Annotated in this window: 15 protein-coding genes; 10 read left to right on the top strand and 5 right to left on the bottom strand. The window is 59.1% G+C overall.

Features of this window, described 5'->3' with window-relative positions; all coding sequences use genetic code 11:
- Positions 1 to 22: 22 nt before the first annotated feature.
- Positions 23 to 907 (bottom strand): MBL fold metallo-hydrolase, encoded by an 885-nt coding sequence (locus KHO53_RS10630; protein WP_036995286.1) that lies wholly within the window; start codon positions 905 to 907, stop codon positions 23 to 25.
- A 254-nt stretch (positions 908 to 1,161) separates the two neighbouring features.
- On the opposite strand from KHO53_RS10630, the gene KHO53_RS10625 reads away from it, so the two are divergent.
- The 3 genes from KHO53_RS10625 (at position 1,162) to KHO53_RS10615 (ending at position 5,041) form a co-directional block, all read left to right on the top strand.
- On the top strand, positions 1,162 to 2,475 hold the full coding sequence (locus tag KHO53_RS10625) for a sigma-54 interaction domain-containing protein (RefSeq protein WP_010222701.1): 1,314 nt from the start codon (positions 1,162 to 1,164) through the stop codon (positions 2,473 to 2,475).
- A 155-nt stretch (positions 2,476 to 2,630) separates the two neighbouring features.
- A complete protein-coding gene (locus KHO53_RS10620; protein ID WP_159387929.1) occupies positions 2,631 to 4,136 on the top strand; it encodes a DUF3300 domain-containing protein in 1,506 nt (501 codons plus the stop codon).
- Positions 4,137 to 4,150: 14 nt separating this feature from the next.
- Positions 4,151 to 5,041, top strand: coding sequence for a DUF2950 domain-containing protein (locus KHO53_RS10615; protein ID WP_159387928.1), 891 nt, complete (start codon positions 4,151 to 4,153; stop codon positions 5,039 to 5,041).
- Between the two features lie 90 nt (positions 5,042 to 5,131).
- Here the strand turns inward: KHO53_RS10615 and gyrB are convergent, their stop codons facing one another.
- From gyrB to dnaA, 4 genes are read right to left on the bottom strand one after another with little or no spacing between them, the layout of a single operon-like run.
- The gene (gene gyrB / locus KHO53_RS10610; protein ID WP_010222706.1) at positions 5,132 to 7,549 is read right to left on the bottom strand and encodes a DNA topoisomerase (ATP-hydrolyzing) subunit B; all 2,418 of its coding nucleotides are present in this window, start codon (positions 7,547 to 7,549) and stop codon (positions 5,132 to 5,134) included.
- Positions 7,550 to 7,553: 4 nt separating this feature from the next.
- On the bottom strand, positions 7,554 to 8,657 hold the full coding sequence (gene recF / locus KHO53_RS10605) for a DNA replication/repair protein RecF (protein WP_010222707.1): 1,104 nt from the start codon (positions 8,655 to 8,657) through the stop codon (positions 7,554 to 7,556).
- Between the two features lie 19 nt (positions 8,658 to 8,676).
- Complete coding sequence (dnaN, locus tag KHO53_RS10600; protein ID WP_010222708.1) at positions 8,677 to 9,780, bottom strand: DNA polymerase III subunit beta; 1,104 nt, start codon at positions 9,778 to 9,780, stop codon at positions 8,677 to 8,679.
- A gap of 40 nt (positions 9,781 to 9,820) precedes the next feature.
- On the bottom strand, positions 9,821 to 11,338 hold the full coding sequence (gene dnaA, locus KHO53_RS10595) for a chromosomal replication initiator protein DnaA (RefSeq protein WP_010222709.1): 1,518 nt from the start codon (positions 11,336 to 11,338) through the stop codon (positions 9,821 to 9,823).
- Positions 11,339 to 11,930: 592 nt separating this feature from the next.
- On the opposite strand from dnaA, the gene rpmH reads away from it, so the two are divergent.
- The 7 genes from rpmH to rsmG all read left to right on the top strand — a co-directional run bounded on the left by rpmH (position 11,931) and on the right by rsmG (position 18,911).
- Positions 11,931 to 12,065: a 50S ribosomal protein L34 gene (gene rpmH, locus KHO53_RS10590; protein WP_002551315.1), complete on the top strand. Its 135-nt coding sequence runs from the start codon at positions 11,931 to 11,933 to the stop codon at positions 12,063 to 12,065.
- A gap of 13 nt (positions 12,066 to 12,078) precedes the next feature.
- Positions 12,079 to 12,483: a ribonuclease P protein component gene (gene rnpA / locus KHO53_RS10585; protein ID WP_010222710.1), complete on the top strand. Its 405-nt coding sequence runs from the start codon at positions 12,079 to 12,081 to the stop codon at positions 12,481 to 12,483.
- On the top strand, positions 12,476 to 12,721 hold the full coding sequence (gene yidD / locus KHO53_RS10580) for a membrane protein insertion efficiency factor YidD (RefSeq protein ID WP_010222711.1): 246 nt from the start codon (positions 12,476 to 12,478) through the stop codon (positions 12,719 to 12,721). Before rnpA ends, yidD begins: the two co-directional genes overlap by 8 nt.
- A gap of 2 nt (positions 12,722 to 12,723) precedes the next feature.
- A complete protein-coding gene (gene yidC / locus KHO53_RS10575; protein ID WP_010222712.1) occupies positions 12,724 to 14,406 on the top strand; it encodes a membrane protein insertase YidC in 1,683 nt (560 codons plus the stop codon).
- An 83-nt stretch (positions 14,407 to 14,489) separates the two neighbouring features.
- The gene (gene mnmE / locus KHO53_RS10570; RefSeq protein ID WP_010222713.1) at positions 14,490 to 15,860 is read left to right on the top strand and encodes a tRNA uridine-5-carboxymethylaminomethyl(34) synthesis GTPase MnmE; all 1,371 of its coding nucleotides are present in this window, start codon (positions 14,490 to 14,492) and stop codon (positions 15,858 to 15,860) included.
- Positions 15,861 to 16,377: 517 nt separating this feature from the next.
- Positions 16,378 to 18,270, top strand: a complete 1,893-nt coding sequence (gene mnmG, locus KHO53_RS10565) for a tRNA uridine-5-carboxymethylaminomethyl(34) synthesis enzyme MnmG (RefSeq protein ID WP_010222714.1) — start codon at positions 16,378 to 16,380, stop codon at positions 18,268 to 18,270.
- The gene (gene rsmG, locus KHO53_RS10560) at positions 18,267 to 18,911 is read left to right on the top strand and encodes a 16S rRNA (guanine(527)-N(7))-methyltransferase RsmG (protein ID WP_010222716.1); all 645 of its coding nucleotides are present in this window, start codon (positions 18,267 to 18,269) and stop codon (positions 18,909 to 18,911) included. Before mnmG ends, rsmG begins: the two co-directional genes overlap by 4 nt.
- Positions 18,912 to 18,915 lie beyond the last annotated feature (4 nt).

Here is an 18,915-nt window from a genome sequence, read left to right as displayed (position 1 = left end):
AATAATAATTCTGGGGTGAAGCTCAGAGCACGTTGAGCGGGATCTTCAGGTAGCGCACCCCGTTCTCTTCAGGCTCGGGCAACTGGCCACTGCGCATGTTGATTTGCACCGAGGGCAGGATCAGTACCGGCATCTCCAGGGTGGCGTCGCGGGCTTCGCGCATGGCGACGAAGCTGTCTTCGCTGATACCTTCATGGATGTGGATATTGCTGGCGCGCTGTTCGGCGACCGTGGTCATGTAACGTAGTTCGCGGCCACCCGGCAGGTAGTCGTGGCACATGAACAGGCGCGTCTCGGCGGGCAGGGCAAGGATGCGCTGGATCGAGCGGTACAGGGTACGTGCGCTGGCACCGGGAAAGTCGCAACGGGCGGTGCCGTAATCGGGCATGAACAAGGTATCACCAACAAAGGCGATGCTCTGCCCGCCGACCTCCACCACATAAGTCATGCACGCCGGAGTATGCCCGGGCGTGTGCAAGGCACGCGCCTGAAGGTTACCGATGCCAAAGGGCTGCTCATCGTCGAACAGCACATCGAACTGACTGCCATCGCGAGCGAAGCGGCCATCGGCGTTGAACAACGCACCGAAGACCTTTTGCACCTGGGTGATCTGGCTACCGATGGCAATCTGGCCGCCCAGGATCTGCTTGAGGTAGGTCGCCGCAGACAGGTGATCAGCATGCACGTGGGTTTCCAGAATCCACTGAACCTTGCCGCCCAGTTCAGTCACCCGGCCAATCAGCTTGTCGGCCGAAGCACTGCTGGTGCGCCCTGATTTCGGATCGTAATCGAGCACACTGTCGATCAAGGCACAGTCGCCGCTGCTACGGTCCATCACCAGATAGCTGATGGTCGAAGTCACACTGTCGAACAGTGCCTCCACATACAAATTGCCGCCGATGATCATTTACCACGCTCCGAATTCTTCGCAAGTGCCAACCACGCTTCAAGGCTGGCTGGCAGTGGAGAAGCTGTCATCAAGATATGTGCCACCGTATGGGTAGGCTGTTTCCCAATGGTTACGGCGATTTTCCGGGCGGCCTAAAACTCTGCGCTGCCAGACTGTCAGCATAGTTGGCAGTGACATGGCAGCACCTGACAGTTTTTGGCAGTCCTTGGCACCTTCAGTTAAGCTCTGCCCGAGCTTGCCCAGGTGTCGTCATGACCTTCTCTCCCGCTGTTGCTGCCGATCCTGCCGTGCAGGCATTGGTGTCCTACCTCGAACACGATGCCCAGCCGACCATCGTGCTGGACACCGACTACAACATCCTTGCCGCCAACGGCGCCTACCGACGCCAGTTCGGCATTGACGGTCAGCCACCCATTGGCGCCAAGTGCCATCGGGTCTCTCATCACTACGCTGTCCCTTGCGACCAGGCCGGTGAACACTGCCCGATGCGCAAGGCCTGGGACAGCCGGGTGCCTGAGCGTGTGTTGCATGTGCACCACACCCCTCGCGGGCCGGAACATGTGGATGTCGAGTTGCGTCCGATCCTCGACGAACAGGGTGAGGTGGTGGCTTTTGTCGAGCGGCTGACCAGCATCACCGTCGCCTCGGCTCAGCCCCAACAACACGGCTTGGTCGGGCGCTCGCCGGCGTTCCAGGACGCACTGGCCAGCCTGCAGCGTGCGGCACCTGCGCAAATCCCGGTATTGCTCCAGGGCGAATCCGGCACCGGCAAGGAGCTGTTTGCCCGCGCCCTGCACCTGGGCAGTCCGAGAGCCAGCGGCCCGCTAGTGGTGGTTGATTGCACCGGCCTGACCGAGTCGTTGTTCGAGAGCGAGCTGTTCGGCTACGAGAAGGGCGCCTTTACCGGCGCCCACCAGCGCAAGATCGGCCTGGCGGAAGCCGCCCATGGCGGCACCTTGTTCCTTGATGAAATCGGCGAAGTGCCGTTGGCGATGCAGGTCAAACTGCTGCGCCTGATCGAGTCCGGCAGCTTTCGTCCGGTTGGCAGCCTGCGTACGGTTCACTCAGATTTCCGGCTGGTCTCGGCTACCCACAAACCCCTCAAGGAAATGGCAGCGGCGGGCACCTTCCGTGAAGACCTGTACTACCGTATCAGCGGCTTTCCGATTCGCTTGCCGGCATTACGCGAGCGGGTCGATGATCTGCCGTTGTTGATCGAGAGTTTGTTGCAACGGATGGCGGGTGCGTCGGCCCCGCAGCTCGACCCACAGGCGATGAAACGGCTGAGCTTGTACGCCTATCCCGGCAACATTCGCGAGCTGCGTAATATTCTCGAGCGGGCACGGCTGTTCGCCGACGACGGACTGATTCGTGCCGAACATCTGCCTGCGGAGCTCGGTTCGGGACTTGAGCCGATGCCAAGCATGAGCCGTCGATCCAAAGACAACCTCGGGCAGTTGGCCCAGGCCCTGGACAGCTTCAATGGATCGCGCAGTGAGCTGGCGCGTCATCTGGGGATGAGTGAACGCACCTTGTACCGACGCCTGCGCGCATTGGGCCTTTGAGCCCGGCGCAGAAACAACAAACCCCGGCTTTTTCTTCTACGCTGAAACTGCTCACCCGCTGCGGAGAGCGTTCCATGCATCGATTGCCGAGTCGGTAACCAGGTGCCAGGGCGCCTGACGTTCCGCTCTGTCTTTTCTGCCACAGGAGCATCGTCATGTCTGCCTGCCTTCACAGGGCGATCCTGCTCACCATCGCCATGCTCGCGCTTTTTGGCTGTTCCGAAGAGGATGCGCAACCTAAGGCAAGCGCCACGGCGCCGGCAACAGCTGTACCGGCTGTATCGGCCGCTCCGACGGCGCCAAGCGAGGCGGTATTCAGCACCGAACAGCTTGATCAAATGCTTGCACCGTTGGCGTTGTATCCGGACGCTTTACTGGCTCAGGTGCTGATGGCCACCACCTATCCAGGCAATGTCGCCGACGCGGTTGTCTGGTCCAAGGCGCATCCGAACGTCAGCGGTGATGCCGCCGTCAAGCAGGTCGCCGACCAACCTTGGGACCCCAGCGTGCAATCGTTGGTGGCGTTTCCGCAGGTGCTGGCCACACTTGCCCAGGACCCGGTCTGGGTGCAACGCGTCGGTGATGCCTTTCTCGCCCAGCCCGACGCGGTGATGAACTCGGTGCAGCGCCTGCGCGCCAAGGCCAAGGCTGCTGGCCACCTAGAGTCCAACGATCAGCAGACCGTTATCGTGCAACCGGCAAGCGCCCCTGCTGGCGGCACGACCACGGTAGTGCAAGGTGCCGCGCCGGCACAGACTATCGTTATCCAGCCGACCAACCCGCAGGTTGTATACGTCCCAAGCTACAACCCCTCTGTGGTGTACGGCAGTTGGTCCTCACCATCCTATCCACCAGCGTATTATCCGCCACCACCGGGGTATGCCATCGGCACGGCGTTAGCGACCGGCCTGGCTTTCGGTGCTGGCGTAGCGATCGTCAATTCGTTGTGGGGGGATTGCGACTGGGACGATCATGACGTCGATATCAACGTCAATCGCTACAACAATATCAACAACGTCAACCGCAGGCTCGATGCCAACCAGAACAACTGGCGCCATAATCCTGCGTATCGCGACGGCGTCCCGTACCGCGACCAAGCCAGTCGAGCCCAGTTCGACCGACGCTTACCCGGCAGTGCAGAGCGCACAGCCTACCGCGGTGACACGCCGGCCCGGGTCGAAGATCGCGCGCGAGCACGTGAAACCCTGGCACAGCGCGGCATCGAAGCACCGGCAACCAGTAACCTTGAAGCCCGCCAACGGGTGCAGAGTGCCGACCGCGAGCGCGCCCAACAGAGCCTGGAAAAGCAGGGCATCAAGCCGTCCGGCAATGCACGCGAGCGCGCCCAGGTTGCCGATCGCCAACTGAAGAGTGACGGTCAGGCCCGTCAGCGTGCGCAGGCGCCCCAGAAGAACCGCCAGCCTCAGCAGACGGGGCGCAACCAACAAGCACGTCAGCAAGTCCGCCAGCAACATGTTAGCGCCCAGGCGCCCCGCAACAATGCGTTGGCCGGTGTGCGCAACCCTTCGCAGTCACGCATCGCGAGCAATCGTGGCCAGGTCAGCCAACGGAGCGCCAGCCGACCGTCCGCAGCGTCTGCGGGCCACCAGGTACAACGACCCGCGCGGATGCAACCCAGCGGTGGCGGCCGTCGCCGTTGAGAGGAGAGTCAGTCATGAATGCTGCTAGTCGAATTGCGCTGGTTCTGCTGCTGTTCTGGACGTCCAGCAGTTTCGCTCAGAAACACTTCCCAAACCCGCAGGCCGCCGGCGAAGCACTGGTGCAGGCGCTTGGTAGCGAGAAGGCCGATAGCCAACAGTTGGCGAACTTGCTTGGCAACGACTGGAAGAGCTATATCCCGACCAAGAACATCGATCGTAAAGATGTTGATGCCTTTCTCGCCCTCTACAAGGAAAAACATCAGGTTCAGTCCGACAGCCCGAAGCGCGTACATCTGGTTGTCGGCGACACGCCCTGGATATTCCCAATTCCCATCAGACACAGTACTGGCGGCTGGGCATTCGACACCAAAGCCGGCGCCGAGGAAATCCGTCAGCGCCGCATCGGACGCAACGAATTGGCGACAATGCAATCGGCGCGTGCCTATCACGACGCGCAGATGGATTACGCCGAGATTGATCGCAATGGTGATGGGGTCCTCGAATACGCACAGAAGCTCATCAGTAGCGACGGGCAGTTCGACGGCCTGTACTGGCCGGAAGAGGAAGGCGTCGAAGAAAGTCCGCTCGGACCGCTTTTCGGTGATACCACGACTGGTGATGACTGGCACGGCTATCACTATCGTATCCTCACTGCCCAAGGCCCTTCGGCGCCGGGCGGCGCCTATGACTACAAGATCGGCGATCGCATGACGCGCGGTTTTGCCGTTATTGCCTGGCCGGCGGACTACGGGGACACTGGCGTGATGAGTTTCATGATCAGCCACGACGGTGAACTGTTCGAGAAAGACCTCGGCCGTGACAGCGCCAAGCAAGCTGCTGCGATTACGCGTTTCGACCCCGACAGCAGTTGGAGCGAAGTAAAGGACGAGGAAGAGGCGCGCTGAACCAGAGCACCTCAACACATGGAAATCGACACAAAAAAAGCCCGCGTGAGCGGGCTTGATGATGCTGCTTTTCTTTGAACCTACACCTGATCAGAAGTCCAGGTTAGACACTGCCAGGGCGTTGCTCTCGATGAACTCACGACGTGGCTCAACGGCGTCGCCCATCAGGGTGTTGAAGATCTGATCGGCAGCGATCGCGTCTTCGATGGTCACCTTGAGCATGCGGCGCACCGTTGGGTCCATGGTGGTTTCCCACAGCTGATCCGGGTTCATCTCACCCAGACCTTTGTAGCGCTGGATGGTGTGGCGCTTGGTGCTTTCGGTCATCAGCCAGTCGAGGGCTTCCTTGAACTCGGTGATGGCTTTCTTGCGCTCGCCACGTTGCACGTAGGCGCCTTCACCCAGCAGGGTGCTCAGCTGTGCACCGAGGGCGGTGACGGTGCGGTAGTCGTTGCTGCCGAAGAAGTCACGGTTGAAGGTGACATAGCTGGCCAGGCCGTGGGAGGTGATTTCCACTTCCGGCAACCAGACGTTGCGCTCTTTGTCTTCGCGCAGGCTGGCCTTGTACAGCAGACCGGACTTCTCGCTGGTACGCAGGCGCTCTTCGAACTTGCCCAGCCATTCCTGCATGGCAGCGTGGTCGCCCAACTGCTCCAGCGATACCGCCGGCAGGTAGACGAAGTGCTCGGTCAGCTCCTGCGGGTACAGGCGCGACAGACGCTTGAGGGTCTTCATCACGGTACGGAATTCGTTGACCAGACGCTCCAGCTCGACGCCGGAAACAGGTGGTGCGGATTCGTCCAGGTGCAGGCTGGCATCTTCCAGAGCCGACTGAGTCATGTACTCTTCCATGGCGTCGTCGTCTTTGATGTACTGCTCTTGCTTGCCTTTCTTGACCTTGTACAGCGGCGGCTGAGCGATGTAGATGTAACCACGCTCGACCAGCTCCGGCAGCTGACGGAAAAAGAAGGTCAGCAGCAGGGTGCGGATGTGCGAACCGTCGACGTCAGCATCGGTCATGATGATGATGTTGTGATAGCGCAGCTTGTCGATGTTGTACTCTTCGCGGCCGATACCACAGCCCAGCGCAGTGATCAGGGTGCCCACTTCCTGGGACGAGATCATCTTGTCGAAGCGTGCTTTCTCGACGTTGAGGATCTTGCCCTTGAGCGGCAGGATCGCCTGGGTCTTGCGGTTACGGCCTTGCTTGGCCGAGCCACCCGCGGAGTCACCCTCCACCAGGTACAGTTCGGAAAGAGCAGGGTCCTTCTCCTGGCAGTCCGCCAGCTTGCCAGGCAGGCCGGCGATATCCAGCGCACCTTTGCGGCGAGTCATTTCCCGCGCTTTACGTGCAGCTTCACGGGCACGAGCGGCGTCGATCATCTTGCCGACAACCGCCTTGGCTTCGTTCGGGTTCTCCAGCAGGAAGTCGGAGAAGTATTTGCCCATCTCCTGTTCCACGGCAGTTTTCACTTCCGAGGACACCAGCTTGTCTTTGGTCTGCGAGCTGAACTTCGGATCCGGCACCTTCACCGAGATGATCGCGGTCAGACCTTCACGGGCGTCGTCGCCAGTGGTCGAAACCTTGTTCTTCTTGGCCAGGCCTTCTTGCTCGATGTAGTTGTTCAGGTTACGGGTCAACGCCGAGCGGAAACCGACCAGGTGGGTACCACCGTCGCGCTGCGGAATGTTGTTGGTGAAGCACAACAGGTTCTCGTTGAAGCTGTCGTTCCACTGCAGGGCAATTTCCACGCCCACGCCGTCTTCACGCTGAACATTGAAATGGAACACCTGGTTGACCGGCGTCTTGTTGGTGTTCAGGTACTCAACGAAGGCACGCAGACCGCCTTCGTACTTGAAGTACTCTTCCTTGCCCGAACGCTCGTCTTTCAGCAGGATGCCAACGCCGGAGTTGAGGAAGGACAGTTCACGAATCCGCTTGGCCAGGATGTCCCAGCTGAAGTGGATGTTCTTGAAGGTTTCAGCCGACGGCTTGAAGTGGATGTGGGTACCGGTGGTTTCACTTTCGCCAACGATCTTCATCGGCGCTTGTGGAACACCGTGGACGTAGGTCTGTTCCCAGATCTTGCCACTGCGGCGAACGGTGAGGATCAACTGCTCGGAAAGGGCGTTAACCACCGACACACCTACACCGTGCAGACCGCCGGATACCTTGTAGGAGTTGTCATCGAATTTACCGCCGGCGTGGAGGACGGTCATGATGACCTCAGCGGCGGAAACGCCTTCCTCTTTATGCACGTCAACCGGAATGCCGCGACCGTTGTCGCGAACACTGATGGATTCGTCCGGGTGAATAATTACGGTGATGTCATCGCAGTGGCCGGCGAGTGCCTCGTCGATCGAGTTATCGACCACCTCGAACACCATGTGGTGCAGGCCGCTACCATCATCGGTGTCGCCAATGTACATACCGGGACGCTTGCGCACGGCATCTAGCCCTTTCAGCACCTTGATGCTGGAGGAGTCGTACGTTTGATTTTCGCTCATGCCTTCACTCCCGATGGTCGTGGGTCTGGGTGATACGGCCCTGTTCCACGTGGAACAAAGCAACTGGCGTTTCCGTCTGCCAGCCTTCCCTCAATAATTCTTGATCTACACAGGTGATAAACACCTGGCAGCGTAAGTCTTCCAACAAGCGACAAAGTGCGCGGCGGTGCTGGTCGTCGAGCTCCGACGGCAAGTCATCCACCAGATAAATACATTGGCCGCGACGCGCCTGGCTAACCAAATGGCCTTGGGCGATACGCAATGCACAGACCACCAGCTTCTGCTGGCCGCGAGACAAAATGTCAGCCGCGTTATGGGCGCCGAGTCTCAGGCGCAGGTCCGCGCGTTGTGGGCCGGCCTGGGTATGGCCCATGTGCTGATCACGTTGCAGGGAGGAGGCGAGCACTTCACTGAGTTCGCGATCCTTGTCCCAGCCACGGTAATAGCTCAGGGTCAGCCCTTCGAGCTCGACCAAATCGCTCAGGGTTTGCTCAAAGACGGGCTTCAAGGCCTTGATGTAATTGCGACGGTATTCATCTATTTCCGCGCTGGCCAGGCACAGCTCCCGGTCCCAGGCCGCTTGCGAAACAGCGTCAAGTGTACCATGCCGCAACCATGAGTTCCGCTGCCGCAAAGCCTTCTGCAGGCGTTGCCATGTGGCCATGAAGCGGGGTTCCACGTGGAACACCCCCCAATCGAGGAACTGCCGGCGTATTTTCGGCGCACCTTCAAGCAGGCGAAAACTGTCCGGGTTGATCAGCTGCAGGGGCAGAATCTCTGCCAATTGCGCAGCGCTACGGGCGTTCTGCCCGTCAATGCGGATAGTGAATTCGCCTTGCCGATCCCGCGAAATCCCCAGGTTGCTCGACCCGCCTTCGCTTAACTCGACCTGGCCGAACACGGTACAAGCCAGCTGCTCGTACTGAATGACCGGGGTAAGCCGAGTGCTGCGGAAGGAACGGGCGAGGCCCAACAGATGAACGGCTTCCAGCACGCTGGTTTTACCGCTGCCGTTGGCGCCGTACAGAATGTTTATGCGGGGGGAGGGGGAGAAGGTCACCGGGTGCAGGTTACGCACCGCGGTGACAGAAACGCGACTGAGGGACATCTAGAGTCTGCTGGACAAATTACAGACGCATCGGCATGACAACGTAAGCGGAGTCGTCGTTGTCAGCTTCCTGCAGCAGGGCACTGCTGTTGGAGTCCGACAGGATCAGACGAACCTGCTCAGTGGTCATGACACCCAGTACGTCCAGCAAGTAGCTGACGTTAAAGCCGATTTCCAGCGAGCTACCGTTGTACTCGACGCTGATTTCTTCTTCCGCTTCTTCCTGCTCAGGGTTGTTGGCCTGGATCTTCAGCTGGGCATTGGCCAGTTGCAGACGGATGCCGCGGTACTTCTCGTTGGACAGGATCGCGGTGCGGCTGAAGGCTTCGCGCAGCGCCTGACGATCGCCGACCACCAGCTTGTCACCACCCTTGGGCAGTACACGCTCGTAGTCCGGGAACTTGCCATCGACCAGCTTGGAGGTGAAGGTGAATTCACCGGTAGTGGCACGAATGTGGTGCTGACCCAGGACGATGCTGACCATGCCGTCCGGCTCGGTGAGCAGACGCGCCAGCTCAAGGATGCCTTTGCGCGGTACGATGACCTGGTGGCGATCAGCTTGGCCGATATCGGCACGCATCGAGCACATGGCCAGACGGTGGCCATCGGTGGCGACGGCGCGCAGGGTGTCAGTGGACACTTCCAGCAGCATGCCGTTGAGGTAGTAGCGCACGTCCTGCTGGGCCATGGCGAAGCTGGTGCGCTCGATCAGGCGACGCAGACGGCTTTGCTCCAGGTTGCAGGTCAGCGAGCCCGGGCCTTCTTCCACTGTCGGGAAGTCGTTGGCCGGCAGGGTCGACAGGGTGAAGCGGCTGCGGCCTGCCTTTACCACCAACTTTTGCTCATCGAGCTTGATGTCGATCAGCGCATCGTTCGGCAGGCTTTTGCAGATATCCATCAGCTTGCGTGCAGGAACAGTGATCTCGCCAGGCTCGGCCGGCTCTTCCAGTTGCACGCGGCCAACCAGTTCCACTTCCAGGTCAGTACCGGTCAGCGACAATTGCTGACCCTGTACCACCAGCAGTACGTTGGACAGTACCGGCAAGGTCTGGCGGCGCTCGACGACGCCTGCGACCAGTTGCAGGGGTTTCAACAGGGCTTCGCGTTGAATGGTGAAATGCATGGTCTAGTCCCTTGCCTTTAATAAGCTGCGCTGACGTTCATCAAGTCGTCAGAGTCCGCAGCAGGTTCTTGTAGTCCTCGCGGATATCCGCGTCGGATTCCTTGAGTTCGTTGATCTTGCGGCACGCATGCAACACGGTGGTGTGATCGCGGCCGCCGAATACGTCGCCGATTTCCGGCAGGCTGTGGTTGGTCAGCTCTTTGGACAAGGCCATGGCGACCTGCCGCGGACGGGCTACCGAACGGGAACGACGTTTGGACAACAGATCGGAGATCTTGATCTTGTAGTACTCGGCAACGGTGCGCTGGATGTTATCCACACTCACCAGTTTGTCCTGCAGTGCCAGAAGATCCTTGAGCGACTCGCGAATCAGCTCGATGGTGATGTCGCGGCCCATGAAGTGCGAGTGAGCGATCACCCGTTTCAGGGCGCCTTCGAGTTCGCGTACGTTGGAACGAATCCGTTGGGCAATGAAGAAAGCAGCATCATGCGGCAGGTCGACCTTGGCCTGATCGGCCTTCTTCATCAGGATCGCTACCCGGGTTTCGAGCTCCGGGGGTTCTACCGCAACGGTCAGGCCCCAGCCGAAACGCGACTTCAGGCGCTCTTCCAACCCTTCGATTTCCTTCGGATAACGGTCGCTGGTCAGAATGACCTGCTGACCGCCTTCGAGCAGGGCGTTGAAGGTGTGGAAAAACTCTTCCTGGGAACGCTCTTTGCGGGCGAAGAACTGAATGTCATCGATCAGCAGCGCATCGACCGAACGGTAGAAGCGCTTGAACTCATTGATTGCATTAAGTTGCAGCGCCTTGACCATGTCGGCGACAAAACGCTCGGAGTGCAGGTACACCACCTTGGCATTCGGATTCTTCTTGAGCAGGTGGTTACCCACAGCGTGCATCAAGTGAGTTTTACCCAGGCCCACGCCGCCGTACAGGAACAACGGGTTGTAGCCATGCTTGGGGTTGTCGGCAACCTGCCAGGCCGCAGCGCGGGCCAGCTGGTTGGACTTACCTTCGACGAAGTTCTCGAAGGTAAAGGTGCGGTTCAGGTAGCTGGTGTGCTTGAGCGCACCCTCAACCTGCACAGTGCGTTGTTCGGTGCGACCGCTTGGCGCCGGGGCGGCATTGGCCTCGCCCATGGAATCGAAGCTGTCTCGCGAAGGCGCGTCCTCGACTTCAACCGTCGCGGCAGGGGCAGCAACAGGAGCGGCGACTGGTTCGTTGACCACCGCCGTTTGCGCCGCCTGGGCCTGGGATGCAGCCACGGCAGCGGCGAGCGGTGCATTGGGCGCGGCGCGCGGTGCCGAACTGCGTCTGCTGCCTATTAATAAGGAAAGCGCAGGTGCAATACCGTTGCCGTGTTCACCCAGCAGCTCGAGCAGACGGCTCAGGTACTTTTCATTGACCCAGTCGAGAACGAAACGGTTGGGCGCATAGACGCGCAACTCGTCGCCTTCGGCTTCGACCTGTAGCGGACGGATCCAGGTGTTGAATTGCTGGGCAGGCAGTTCATCGCGCAGAAGCTCCACGCACTGCTGCCAAAGTTCCACTGACACGGATATCCCCTGAGTTGAAAGCCGGTGAGGCAAAAACAAGCGCCCATTGTACCCAGCGCCAGCGCAGTTATCCACATGCAGGTGCGTCGAGGATGGCGATAAATCAGCACTTTAGTGACCAAAATGCCGTTTCGGACATGTGAATAAGCCCTGTGGATAACCGCACCTGAGGTCTTTGCACAACTGGGGGTCGAAATCGGTGGATAACCTTCCTGTGGATAACTGTCCATTTGATCCACAGCTTTTCCGAGGCTACAACACAGTCAGAACACCTCTTCTCGACAAGGTTTCTTTCCTCTGTACATAAGGTATTTAAAGGTCTGTAGCTTGTTATCCACAGAAATCTTCCACATAAGCTTTATAAGATTCACTAAAAAGCTTTAAATAAGTCCTCTCTTTTTTTCTATGTTTAAGTGATCCGTTGCTCGGGGTCTGTCAGGGCAAACCAGGTGAGCCACCGAATGAGGCCGATTTTCCGTCTATAAGGAAAAGCTGGTTGGAAATTGACCTACGGCCCTGCTTTCTCTAGAATCGCCGGTCTCTTAAAACGGGGGCCATTCCGGCCCGTTGTCGACGAACCAGGTAACACGCCATGAAACGTACTTTCCAACCAAGCACCATCAAGCGCGCTCGCACTCACGGTTTCCGTGCCCGTATGGCCACCAAGAACGGTCGTGCCGTTCTGTCGCGTCGCCGTGCCAAAGGCCGTAAGCGCCTGGCAGTTTGATTTTTCGGCACTGGTGGTGAGTCAGGACTTCAGTCGGGAAAAGCGTCTGCTTATTCCCCGACACTTCAAAGCGGTCTTCGACTCCCCAACCGGCAAGGTTCCAGGGAAATGCCTGCTGATCCTTGCTCGCGAGAACGGTCTTGATCATCCCCGCCTGGGGCTAGTGATCGGGAAAAAGAGCGTCAAGCTCTCCGTTCAACGCAATCGCCTGAAACGCCTGATGCGCGATTCGTTTCGCCTGAACCAGCATTCACTTGCCGGTTGGGATATCGTGATCGTCGCGCGCAAAGGGTTGGGCGAGATTGAAAACCCAGAATTGCACCAACATTTTGGCAAGCTCTGGAAGCGCCTTGCACGCAGTCGGCCCGCTCCAGTGGTTAACACCGACTCTGTGGGGGTAGACAGTCAAGATGCGTAAACTGGCGCTCGTTCCGATCCAGTTTTACCGTTATGCCATTAGTCCTCTGATGGCCAGTCACTGTCGTTTCTACCCCAGTTGCTCCTGCTACGCGATCGAAGCCATCGAAACACATGGCCTATTGCGCGGTGGGTGGCTTACCGTTCGTCGCCTGGGGCGTTGTCATCCGTGGAATGCCGGTGGTTTTGACCCGGTTCCACCTGCCTCCTCTTCCCGTACTTCTTCGATAGCCGAGTAATCATGGATATTAAACGCACGATCCTGATCGTCGCCCTGGCAATCGTGTCCTACGTCATGGTCCTTAACTGGAACCAGGACTATGGCCAGGCTGCCCTGCCGACTCAGAATACTGCTGCCAGCAACGTTGCCCCGGCCCTGCCGGACACCGCGCAGGCCGGTAACACTGGCGCCAGCGCCGATGTACCGAGCGCCAACGCTGAATCCAGCCCCGCAGAACTTGCCCCGGTAGTGGTTAGCAAGGATCTGATTCGGGTCAAGACTGATGTCCTCGATCTGGCTATCGATCCAAACGGTGGTGACGTCGCCCAGCTGATGCTGCCGAAGTACCCACGCCGTCAGGACCATCCGGACATTCCGTTCCAGTTGTTCGACAACGGTGGTGAGCGTACTTACCTGGCACAGAGCGGTCTGACTGGCGTCAACGGTCCGGATGCCCGTTCGTCTGGTCGTCCGCTGTATGCCGCTGATCAGAAAAGTTATCAACTGGCCGATGGTCAGGACCAACTGGTCGTCGACCTGAAGTTCAGCGATGCCGGCGTCAACTACATCAAGCGCTTCAGCTTCAAGCGCGGTGAGTACGACCTGACCGTCACTTACCTGATCGACAACCAGAGCGCACAGCCCTGGACCGGTAACCTGTTCGCGCAGCTCAAGCGCGATGCCAGCTCGGATCCTTCCTCGAGCACCGCAACCGGTACCGCGACCTACCTCGGTGCAGCCCTGTGGACAAGTTCGGAACCCTACAAAAAGGTGTCGATGAAAGACATCGACAAGGGAAATCTGAAAGAAAATGTTTCCGGCGGCTGGGTAGCCTGGCTGCAGCACTACTTTGTAACTGCCTGGATTCCAAACAAGTCTGAAAACAACATCGTTCAGACCCGTAAGGACAGCCAAGGCAACTACATCATCGGTTTCACCGGTCCGGCGCTGAACGTTGCCGCTGGCGGTAAAGGCGAAACCAGCACCACGCTGTACGCAGGTCCGAAGATCCAGGAGAAGCTCAAAGAGTTGTCCCCAGGTCTGGAACTGACCGTCGACTACGGCATCCTGTGGTTCATTGCCCAGCCAATCTTCTGGCTGCTGCAACATATCCACAGCCTGCTCGGCAACTGGGGCTGGTCGATCATCGTCCTGACCATGCTGATCAAGGCGCTGTTCTTCCCGCTGTCGGCTGCCAGCTACCGTTCCATGGCGCGCATGCGTGCCGTTGCACCGAAACTGGCTGCACTGAAAGAACAACATGGCGACGACCGGCAGAAAATGTCGCAAGCCATGATGGAGCTGTACAAGAAAGAGAAGATCAACCCACTGGGCGGCTGCCTGCCGATCCTGGTGCAGATGCCGGTCTTCCTCTCGCTGTACTGGGTTCTGCTGGAAAGCGTCGAGATGCGTCAGGCGCCATGGATGTTCTGGATCACTGACTTGTCGATCAAGGATCCGTTCTTCATCCTGCCGATCATCATGGGCGCGACCATGTTCATCCAGCAGCAGCTGAACCCGACTCCGCCGGATCCGATGCAGGCCAAGGTGATGAAGCTGATGCCAATCATCTTCACCTTCTTCTTCCTGTGGTTCCCGGCAGGTCTGGTGCTGTACTGGGTTGTGAACAACTGCCTGTCGATCGCACAGCAGTGGTACATCACTCGCAGCATCGAAAAGGCTACCAAGAAAGCCGCTGCTTGACGGGTTAGCCAGCTAACCTGTGGATAAACGCCCCCTCGTGGGGCGTTTTGCTATCTGTCGTTTTTGTCGTGAGGCCCTCGAGCATGAACACTGTGCGTGAAACCATTGCCGCCATCGCTACCGCCCAGGGACGTGGGGGCGTGGGGATCGTGCGGCTATCCGGCCCCCTGGCCCAACAAGCCGGGCTGGCCATCTGTGGAAAAGCACTGACACCGCGGCACGCCCATTACGGAGCGTTCCGCGCTGAAGATGGCCTGGTGCTGGATGAAGGCATTGCGCTGTTTTTCCCTGGGCCCAACTCCTTTACCGGCGAAGACGTGCTTGAGCTGCAGGGCCACGGCGGCCCGGTAGTCCTCGATATGTTGCTGCAGCGCTGTGTACAACTGGGTTGCCGCCTGGCGCGCCCGGGTGAATTCAGTGAGCGGGCATTCCTCAACGACAAGCTCGACCTGGCCCAGGCCGAGGCGATCGCCGACCTGATCGAAGCCAGTTCTGCACAAGCTGCGCGCAATGCCTTGCGCTCGCTGCAGGGCGAATTTTCCCGCCGTGTGGATAACCTCACCGAGAAGTTGATCAGCCTGCGCATCTACGTGGAAGCTGCAATCGATTTCCCCGAAGAAGAAATCGACTTTCTTGCTGACGGTCACGTGCTGAGCATGCTCGATGAGGTGCGCAACAATTTATCCACAGTGCAGCGCGAAGCCGGGCAGGGCGCCTTGCTGCGCGACGGCATGACGGTGGTGATCGCTGGTCGGCCGAATGCCGGCAAGTCGAGCCTGCTTAACGTTCTGGCCGGCCGCGAGGCGGCGATTGTCACCGATATCGCCGGCACCACCCGGGACATCCTGCGCGAACATATCCACATCGACGGCATGCCGCTGCACGTTGTCGACACGGCTGGATTGCGCGATACCGATGACCATGTGGAAAAGATTGGCGTGGAACGCGCACTCAAGGCCATCAACGAAGCCGATCGGGTGCTGTTGGTGGTCGACTCGACTGCACCGGAAGCCAGTGATCCGTTTGCCCTGTGGCCGGAATTTCTCGACCTGCGTCCGGATCCGGCCAAGGTTACGCTGATTCGCAACAAGGCAGATTTGAGTGGCGAAGCCATCGCCATGGAACAGAGTGAAGATGGCCACGTCACCATTACCCTCAGTGCCAAGGACACCGACATGGGGCTTGAGCTGCTGCGCGAGCACCTGAAGGCCTGCATGGGTTATGAACAGACTGCTGAAAGCAGCTTCAGCGCCCGCAGGCGCCACCTGGAGGCATTGCGTCAGGCAGGTGCGCACCTGGAGCATGGACACGCGCAACTGACCCTCGCCGGTGCCGGTGAGCTGCTGGCAGAAGATTTGCGCCAGGCGCAACACGCCCTGGGCGAGATTACCGGTGCATTCAGTTCCGACGATCTGCTCGGACGCATCTTCTCCAGCTTCTGCATCGGCAAGTAAGCGTCCTTATCCACAGTCGGGTCTGCAACGGACCCGACTGCAGTAGCCTTTTTCTCCAATCCCTTCTCCCGGTCAGGACAGCCACAGTGCTCGTGCTGCACTGACTCCTGCGCGTCTATCCACATTCTGGTGAAATAAGCCCTGTGGAAAACCCACCTTCAGCTCCGTTGATAACTGGCCCTCAAGGCTGAAGATAACTCCCCTTGTGGGTAACTGGCCATTTCATCCACAGGCTTAAAGCGCTTATCCAGAACGCTCATCCCCGGTAGGCCACAGGGTTTTGAATCTCTGTACATAAGGTAAATAAAGGCCTGTAGAACCTTATCCACAGAAAGGTGCCTGACTAAGAATAAACATAAAAACAAAGCTTTAATAAATTTCTCTCTTTTAATTTCTATTACCTGCCATTCATCCACAGCCTGGTTAAATTTTGTGCAAAAGGTTCCTTTAGAGGGGGGTAAGTCCCTATACTTGTGCGTTATCCCTATCTATTCCCGAAACAGGCACGAGGTGCGTGGTGGATTTCCCTTCCCGTTTTGAAGTGATCGTCATCGGCGGCGGCCATGCCGGTACCGAGGCTGCGCTTGCGTCTGCACGCATGGGGGTGAAAACCCTGCTGCTGACCCACAACGTGGAAACCCTCGGTCATATGAGTTGCAACCCGGCCATCGGTGGCATCGGCAAGAGCCACCTGGTCAAGGAAATCGATGCGCTCGGCGGTGCAATGGCACTGGCCACTGACAAGAGCGGTATCCAGTTCCGTGTATTGAACAACCGCAAAGGCCCGGCGGTGCGCGCTACTCGCGCCCAGGCCGACCGCGCCATCTACAAATCGGTGGTGCGCGAGATTCTCGAGAACCAGCCCAACCTGTGGATATTCCAGCAGTCGTGCGACGACCTGATCGTCGAGCAGGACCAGGTACGCGGCGTGGTAACGCAAATGGGTCTGCGTTTTCTCGCCGACTCCGTGGTACTGACCACCGGGACCTTCCTCGGCGGACTTATCCACATCGGTTTGCAGAATTACTCCGGTGGCCGTGCCGGCGATCCGCCGTCGATTGCCCTGGCGCGCCGCCTGCGTGAACTGCCGCTGCGCGTTGGCCGCCTGAAAACCGGTACACCGCCACGCATCGACGGGCGCTCGGTGGATTTCTCAGTGATGACCGAGCAACCGGGCGACACGCCGATCCCGGTGATGTCGTTCATGGGGTCCAAGGAACAACACCCGCGTCAGGTCAGTTGCTGGATTACCCACACCAACGCCCGTACCCACGAGATCATTGCCTCGAACCTCGATCGTTCGCCGATGTACTCCGGGGTGATCGAAGGCATCGGCCCGCGCTACTGCCCGTCGATCGAAGACAAGATCCACCGCTTTGCCGACAAGGAAAGCCACCAGGTATTCATCGAGCCAGAAGGCCTGAACACCCACGAGCTGTACCCGAACGGCATTTCCACGTCGTTACCGTTCGATGTGCAGTTGCAGATCGTGCGATCGATCCGCGGCATGGAAAACGCCCACATCGTGCGCCCGGGCTACGCCATCGAGTACGACTACTTCGATCCGCGCGACCTCAAGTACAGCCTGGAAACCAAGGTGATTGGCGGCCTGTTCTTTGCCGGCCAGATCAACGGCACCACGGGCTACGAAGAAGCCGGTGCTCAGGGCCTGCTCGCCGGTACCAACGCCGCACTGCGCGCGCAGGGCCGTGAAAGCTGGTGCCCGCGTCGCGACGAAGCGTACATCGGCGTGCTGGTCGACGACCTGATTACCCTGGGGACCCAGGAGCCGTACCGCATGTTCACCTCGCGGGCCGAGTACCGCCTGATCCTGCGCGAAGACAACGCCGACCTGCGCCTGACCGAAAAAGGTCGCGAACTGGGCCTGGTCGATGACCAGCGTTGGGCCGCGTTCAGCGCCAAGCGCGAAGGCATCGCCCTGGAAGAACAGCGTCTGAAATCCACCTGGGTACGCCCGGATACCGCGCAAGGTCAGGCCATTGCTGAAAAATTCGGTACGCCGTTGAGCCATGAATACAACCTGCTCAACCTGCTGACACGCCCGGAAATCGATTACGCCGGGCTGATGGCAGTGACCGGCGGCGCCGAGATCGACCCGCAAGTGGCCGAGCAGGTCGAGATCAAAACCAAATACGCCGGTTACATCGACCGGCAACAGGAAGAAATCGCCCGGCTGCGCGCCAGCGAAGACACCCGCCTGCCCGACGATATCGATTACAGCGGTATTTCCGGGCTGTCCAAGGAAATCCAGAGCAAACTCGGCCAGACCCGGCCCGAGACCCTGGGCCAGGCTTCGCGTATCCCCGGTGTGACCCCGGCGGCGATTTCCCTGTTGCTGATTCATCTGAAAAAACGCGGCGCAGGCCGCGAGTTGGAGCAAAGCGCTTGAGTTCTCAGGTCACCCCTCAACATGCCGAAGAGTTGTCCACAGGCGCCCGCCAGCTCGGTGTCGAGCTGAGCGAGGTCCAGCATGCACAACTGCTGGCCTACCTGGCCTTGCTGATCAAGTGGAACAAGGCCTACAACCTGACCGCCGTGCGCAATCCGGACGAGATGGTGTCCCGCCACTTGCTCGACAGCCTCAGCGTCATGCCGTTTATCCACAGCGAGCGCTGGCTGGATGTCGGCAGCGGCGGTGGCATGCCGGGTATTCCTTTGGCTATCCTGCATCCGGACAAGCACGTCACGGTGCTCGACAGCAACGGCAAGAAAACTCGCTTCCTGACCCAGGTAAAGCTTGAGCTCAAACTGGATAACCTCACAGTTATCCACAAGCGGGTCGAGGAGTTCCAGCCGGAGCTGCCTTTCACCGGAATTGTTTCCCGTGCTTTCAGCAGCATGGAGAACTTCACCAACTGGACGCGCCACCTCGGTGACGCCCAGACGCAGTGGCTGGCAATGAAAGGGCTGCATCCTGCCGATGAGCTGGTAGCATTGCCGGCAGATTTCAGAGTGGATAGCGAGCAGGCCTTGACCGTTCCGGGTTGCCAAGGCCAACGCCATCTGCTGATACTGCGCCGCACGGCATGACTGG

The sequence above is a fragment of the Pseudomonas sp. RC2C2 genome (assembly GCF_018390435.1).
GTDB lineage: Bacteria > Pseudomonadota > Gammaproteobacteria > Pseudomonadales > Pseudomonadaceae > Aquipseudomonas > Aquipseudomonas donghuensis.
Note: the sequence above shows the minus strand (reverse complement) of the source record. Positions and strands in the feature narration are given on the sequence as shown.